8 protein-coding genes are annotated in these 5542 nt (G+C 77.4%); 5 read left to right on the forward strand and 3 right to left on the reverse strand.

The window, feature by feature from the left end:
- Nucleotides 1–125 precede the first annotated feature (125 nt).
- On the reverse strand, nucleotides 126–731 hold the full coding sequence (locus tag GTR00_RS13280; protein ID WP_166612089.1) for a hypothetical protein: 606 nt from the start codon (nucleotides 729–731) through the stop codon (nucleotides 126–128).
- Nucleotides 728–1387: an RNA polymerase sigma factor gene (locus GTR00_RS13285; protein ID WP_166612090.1), complete on the reverse strand. Its 660-nt coding sequence runs from the start codon at nucleotides 1385–1387 to the stop codon at nucleotides 728–730. The genes GTR00_RS13280 and GTR00_RS13285 overlap by 4 nt, the downstream gene beginning before the upstream one ends.
- A gap of 183 nt (nucleotides 1388–1570) precedes the next feature.
- Here GTR00_RS13285 and GTR00_RS13290 point away from each other — a divergent pair, with 183 nt between their 5' ends.
- On the forward strand, nucleotides 1571–2101 hold the full coding sequence (locus GTR00_RS13290) for an AAA family ATPase (protein ID WP_166612095.1): 531 nt from the start codon (nucleotides 1571–1573) through the stop codon (nucleotides 2099–2101).
- A 106-nt stretch (nucleotides 2102–2207) separates the two neighbouring features.
- Here the strand turns inward: GTR00_RS13290 and pdxH are convergent, their stop codons facing one another.
- Nucleotides 2208–2882, reverse strand: coding sequence for a pyridoxamine 5'-phosphate oxidase (gene pdxH / locus GTR00_RS13295; protein WP_166612091.1), 675 nt, complete (start codon nucleotides 2880–2882; stop codon nucleotides 2208–2210).
- 155 nt (nucleotides 2883–3037) lie between these two features.
- Here pdxH and GTR00_RS13300 point away from each other — a divergent pair, with 155 nt between their 5' ends.
- The 4 genes from GTR00_RS13300 to GTR00_RS13315 form a co-directional block, all read left to right on the forward strand.
- Nucleotides 3038–3655: a hypothetical protein gene (locus tag GTR00_RS13300; RefSeq protein WP_166612092.1), complete on the forward strand. Its 618-nt coding sequence runs from the start codon at nucleotides 3038–3040 to the stop codon at nucleotides 3653–3655.
- Nucleotides 3655–4824 (forward strand): zinc-dependent alcohol dehydrogenase, encoded by a 1170-nt coding sequence (locus GTR00_RS13305; protein WP_166612093.1) that lies wholly within the window; start codon nucleotides 3655–3657, stop codon nucleotides 4822–4824. The genes GTR00_RS13300 and GTR00_RS13305 overlap by 1 nt, the downstream gene beginning before the upstream one ends.
- Nucleotides 4825–4870: 46 nt before the next feature.
- Nucleotides 4871–5062 (forward strand): hypothetical protein, encoded by a 192-nt coding sequence (locus GTR00_RS13310; RefSeq protein WP_166612094.1) that lies wholly within the window; start codon nucleotides 4871–4873, stop codon nucleotides 5060–5062.
- 131 nt (nucleotides 5063–5193) lie between these two features.
- On the forward strand, nucleotides 5194–5542 hold a 349-nt coding region (locus tag GTR00_RS13315), incomplete at its 3' end, for a sugar phosphate isomerase/epimerase family protein (protein ID WP_407659692.1).

Here is a 5542-nt window from a genome sequence, read left to right on the forward strand (position 1 = left end):
CGGCCGACCGGTGCTCCCGGGACCCCGCGTCCCGCCCCGCCCGTGGTCGACCTCCCGCGGCGACGCGCCCCGAGGCGGGGCACCCGGTGAGCACGAGGACCCCGGTGCCGGGACGGGTCCCGGGTTCAGGGCGCGTCGACGACCGTGCAGGGGGCGATGGCACCTCGCGCGACGCCGAAGTCGACGGCGGCCTGCACCCCGTCGTCCAGGGGGGTCACGGAGGCCGACAGCACGAACGTCTCCCCCTCCCCGACCGCGCCGGCGGGGATCTGCACCTCGAAGCGCTCGGCGCTGACGCTGAGCGACAGGCCCGGTGCGCGGTCCTCGGCGTAGCGCCCGGACCGGCACGCGGTGCCGCTCGGCAGGTAGGTGATGTCCGCGGCGATCCCGCGCTCGCGCAGGGCGTCCTGGAGGGCCTGCTCGCCCTCCAGCCGGTTCACCTCCACGGTGACGTCCTCCCCGCCGCCGCCCGAGACGGCGTAGGCCGGCAGCGGGCGCGAGACGCTCGCGGTGACCACGACCGCCAGGGCGGCGGCGGTGAGGCCGGCCGCCGACGTGAGGGCGAGCTCCGGGCGCCGCCAGGCCGGGCGCCGGACGGGGGAGCGCCCGGCGGCGTCGTGCGGGCTCCCGGCGAGCGCGGCGGGCGAGGTGGTGGGCGTGGCGCGCTGCACCAGCAGGGCGCGCACGGCGGCGCGCCGGTGCCTGTCCATGCCGTTGAGGGTGGAGGTCACGACAGCTCCGTTCCGACTCCGCTGCTGGTGCTGAGGGGGTTGCCGCCGACGGTGCCGGCGCGCAGCCGGGCCCGTGCCCGCGACAGGCGCGAGCGCACCGTGCCGACGGGCACGCCCGCGGCCACCGCGGCGGAGGCGTAGTCCAGGCCCTGCCACACGCACAGGGTGAGCACCTCCTGCTCGGCCGGTCGCAGCCGGGCGAAGGCGGCCTGCAGCTGGGCGAGCTGGCGCCGGTCGTCCAGGCGGGCGGCGACGTCGTCGGCGTGGTCGGGTTCGGCCTCGGTGCGCGGCAGGCGCTCCAGGGCGGCGCGGTGGCGGCGGGTGGTGCGCCAGCGGCGCTGCAGGGTGCGCCCGGCGATGCCGTACAGCCACGGCAGGGCCTTGTCGTCGACGAGCTCGACGTCGGCGCGGCGGCGCCAGGCCTCGAGGAAGACGACGGAGACCAGGTCGTCGGCGGCGTCGAGGGAACCGGTGCGGCGGGCGCAGTAGCCGTGGACGGCGTCGCCGTGGCGGTCGAAGAGCACGCCGAAGCTGTCGGCGTCGCCGGCGACCGCGCGTCGCCACAGCTCGCCGTCGCTGACCGCGCCCGGGGGCTCCCGGCGGGCGCGGCCGTCCTCGCCGCCCGGCCGGGCAGGGGTGCCCGTCGTCCTGCTCACACCCCTCCATGCCCGCAGCGGTCGCCGGGTTCCCGGTCCGGACCGACTTTCTCACCCGGGTGCCCCCGGAGGGGGCGGGACGGCAGGGGCCGCCCCGCCTGGCACGCTGGTGCCGTGAGCGGGGCGAGCGCGCGCGACGACGGACCGCACGACGGACCGCACGACGGGACCGCGCCCGCCACGCTGTTCCTGCTGGTCGGGCTCCCCGGCGCCGGCAAGACGACCCTGGCGCGGCGGCTCGCCGCCGCGCACGGTGCGCTGCGGCTGACCCCGGACGAGTGGCACCTGCCGCTGTTCGGCAGCTCGCTGCGGGCCGAGGGCGGGCGCGACGTCCTGGAGGGCCGGATGATCACGCTGGCGCTGCAGGCGCTGCGCCTGGGGACCAGCGTCGTCCTGGACTTCGGGCTCTGGAGCCGGGACGAGCGGTCGGCGCTGCGCCGGCTGGCCGAGGGGGCGGGGGCGCGCTGCCGGGTGGTCTACCTGCCGGTCGCGCTGGACGTCCAGCTCGCCCGCATCGCGCACCGCCGGGCCACCGCGCCCGGCGAGACCTTCCCCATGGCCGAGGCCGACGTCGTCTCCTGGCGCGAGCGGTTCGAGGAACCCGGTGCCGGGGAGCTCGCGGGCGAGGAGGTCCCCGACCCGCCGCGGGGGTGGCCGACGTGGGCCGCGTGGGCCCTCGACCGCTGGCCGGCGCTGGAGGTGGGCGAGGGGTGAGGGGGAGGGCTGCTCACCCCCGGCGGGTGCGCAGCCGGGCGGCGGTGGCCTCGCCCGAGGCGCGCCGGCGCGCCTGCGCCTGGGCGCCCCGCACCGCCGCCGGCGCTCAGGGCTGGCGGCGCTCCAGGCGCCAGGCCGCGGCGTCGTCGAGGGCGGCGGGGGAGCCGTCGCGGCTGAGCAGCACCAGGCGGTCGTGCAGGCGCGAGGTGCGGCCCTGCCAGAACTCCACCTCCACGGCGCGCACCAGGTAACCGCCCCAGTGCGGCGGTGCGGGGACGTCCTCGGGGGAACCGGTGTCGGGGAAGCGCCGGCGCAGCCCGGCCTCGCGCGCGTGCAGCTCGGCGGCGGAGGCGATCGGCTGCGACTGCTCGCTGGCCCACGCCCCGATGCGCGAGCCGTACGGGCGCGAGGCGAAGTACGCCTCCGTCTCGGCGCGCGGCACCACCTCCGCGCGGCCGCGCACCGCCACCTGCCGGTGGTTCCCGTGCCAGGTGAACAGCAGCGCCACCCGCGGGTCGTGGGCGATGGCGGCGGCCTTGCGCGAGCGCTGGTTGGTGTAGAAGACGAACCCGCGCGCGTCGACGCCCTTGAGCAGCACGGTGCGCGAGGACGCCCCGTCCGGCCCGCTCGTGGACAGCGTCGTGGCGTTCGGCTCGGGCGCGCTCGCGGCGACGGCGTCGGAGTACCAGGCGCGGAACTGCTCCAGGGGCGTGGCGGCCAGGTCGGTCTCGACGAGCGAGCGCTCGCCGTAGTCGACGCGGCGCTGTGCGGGGTCCTCCACGCGCCCCACCCTAGGCGGCGCCCGCGCGCCCGGCGGGACGGCGCCGAGGTGCCGCCCCCGGCCCGCCGCCGTAGCGTGACGGCCGGGGGCGAGGGGCCGCCGGGAGCAGCGCCCACCGGGCCGCGGCCGGGTGGGCAGGACGGAGCGCAGCGATCGTGGACGTGACGCAGAAGGCGCGGGAGAAGGCGCGCGAGGCCGTGGCCTCGGCCGTGGGGGCCGCTGCGCGCGTGCTGCCCGGCCACCTGGGGCAGCAGGGCGGTGGGGGCCCGGCCCGGCAGACCCTGACGATCGCCCGGCCGGCCGCCGAGGTGCTGGCCGCCTGGGGCGACGCGGCCGTGGTCTCGCGGCTGCTGGGGGAGGTGGCCTCGGTGCGGCAGGGCCCCGGGGGGCGCTGGACGTTCACCCTGGCCTCCGGCGGGGAGCTGGCCGCCGAGCCCGCCGAGGTCGACGGCGGGATGGAGCTGCGCCGCGCGGACGCCGACGGCCCGCGCGAGCCGCAGGAGGACGTGCGCGACAGCGAGGACGACACCGAGGGCGGGCGCACCGGCGAGCAGCCCGGGCAGCGCGAGGACGAGGAGGTCCTGCTGCGCGTGACGACCCGCCCGGCCCCGGGCGACCTGGGCACCGAGGTGACCTGCGAGGTGGCGCGCGAGCTGAGCGCCGGGGTCGGAGGGGTGCCGTTCACGCTGCTGTACCGGTTGCGGGCGCTGCTGCTGACCGGTGAGGTCCCCACGATCGAACCGCAGCCCGCCGCCCGCGAGGAGGACCGCTGATGCGTGCGCTGGTGTGGAACGGCGTGAACGACCTGGCCGTGGAGACCGTGCGCGACCCGGGGATCCTCAACCCGCACGACGTCGTGCTCGACGTGACCCTGACCGTCACCTGCGGCTCGGACCTGCACTTCATCGACGGCTACCTGCCGGGCATGCGCGCCGGCGACGTGTTCGGCCACGAGTTCATGGGCGTGGTCGCCGAGGTGGGTCCGGAGGTGCGCCGGCTGGCGGTCGGCGACCGCGTGGTGGTGCCCTCGTTCATCGGCTGCGGCGAGTGCTTCTACTGCACCCGCGACATGTGGTCGCTGTGCGACACCACGAACCCCAACGCGGCCCTGCAGCAGCCGGTGCTGGGCTACCCCAGCGGCGGGATCTACGGCTACACCCACCCCTTCGGCGGGTACGCCGGTTCGCACGCGGAGTTCGTGCGGGTGCCGTTCGGCGACGTGAACTGCTTCCCCGTGCCCGAGGGCGTCAGCGACGTGCAGGCGCTGTTCACCTCCGACGCGGTCCCCACGGGGTACACGGGCGCGGACTACTGCGACATCACCCCCGGGGACACGGTGGCGGTGTTCGGCGCCGGCGCCGTGGGCCTCATGGCGGCGGCGAGCGCGAAGCTGCTGGGCGCCGAGCGCGTCATCGTCGTGGACCGGCTGCCCGAGCGGCTGGAGCTGGCCCGCACGCGCGTGGGCGCCGAGACGGTGGACTACTCGGAGGTGGACAGCGTGCAGGAGGTGCTGCGCGAGGCCACCGGCGGGCGCGGCCCGGACGCCGTCATCGAGGCGGTGGGCATGGAGGGGCACGGCACGGGCGTGCAGGAGGCCTACGACCGCGCCAAGCAGGCGCTGCGGCTGGAGACCGACCGGGCCACCCCGCTGCGCGAGGCGGTCCTGGCGTGCCGCAAGGGCGGGGTGGTGGCGGTGCTCGGCGTGTACGGGCTCACCGACAAGTTCCCGATGGGCGTGGTCCTCAACAAGGGCCTGACCATCCGCGCCTCCCAGCAGCACGGCCAGCGCTACGTCCCGCGGCTGCTGCGCCACATCGCCGACGGCGAGCTGGACACGAGCTTCCTGGCCACGCACGAGATGCCGCTGGAGGACTCCGTGCGCGGCTACGAGATGTTCAAGGAGAAGCAGGACGGCTGCCTGCGGGCGGTCTTCCGCCCCTGAGCACCGCTGGCACGCACCTGCCCGCGGACCCGACGAGAGGAGCACCATGACCACCCCCAGCCAGGAACCCGGCAGCCCCGCGGCCGCGGAGTCGCCCACCGAGAACGGCTACGGCAACGACACGGGGTTCGCGGCCGAGGCCGAGGAGGCCGACGAGAGCACCGGCCCCGGCTCGGACGCCGACACCGCCGGCGACGCCGCGAGCGGGCAGCAGCCCGGCGAGCACAGCGGCTCCTGAGGCCCGCGACGGCGCCCCGGCCCGCGCGCACGTGCGCGCGGGCCGGGGCGCCGTCGCGCGTCGTTGACCGGCGGGTCGGGGTGTGGCACCCTCTCCGGAAAGCGCATTCCAGCCCGCGAAGGAGCGTGCCCGTGGACACCCGCCGCCTCAGCCTCAACCAGATCACCGTCAACTCCTGGTCCCTGGAGCAGGCCGTCGCCGGGTGCGAGCGGCACGAGATCGGCGCGATCGCCCTGTGGCGCGACAAGATCGCCGCCACCGGCCTGCAGCGCGCCGCGCACCTCGTGCGGCGGGCCGGGCTGCGCGTCAGCTCCGTGTGCCGCGGCGGGATGTTCACCGACCCCGCCGCCGACCCCGCCGCCGTCCTGGACGACAACCGCCGCGCCGTGGAGGAGGCCGCCGAGCTCGGCGCCGACACCCTCGTCCTCGTCTGCGGCCCGCTGCTGGACCACGACCTGCCCGGCGCACGCGGGCGCGGGC

The sequence above is a fragment of the Kineococcus indalonis genome (genome assembly GCF_009906395.1).
Taxonomy (GTDB): domain Bacteria; phylum Actinomycetota; class Actinomycetes; order Actinomycetales; family Kineococcaceae; genus Kineococcus; species Kineococcus indalonis.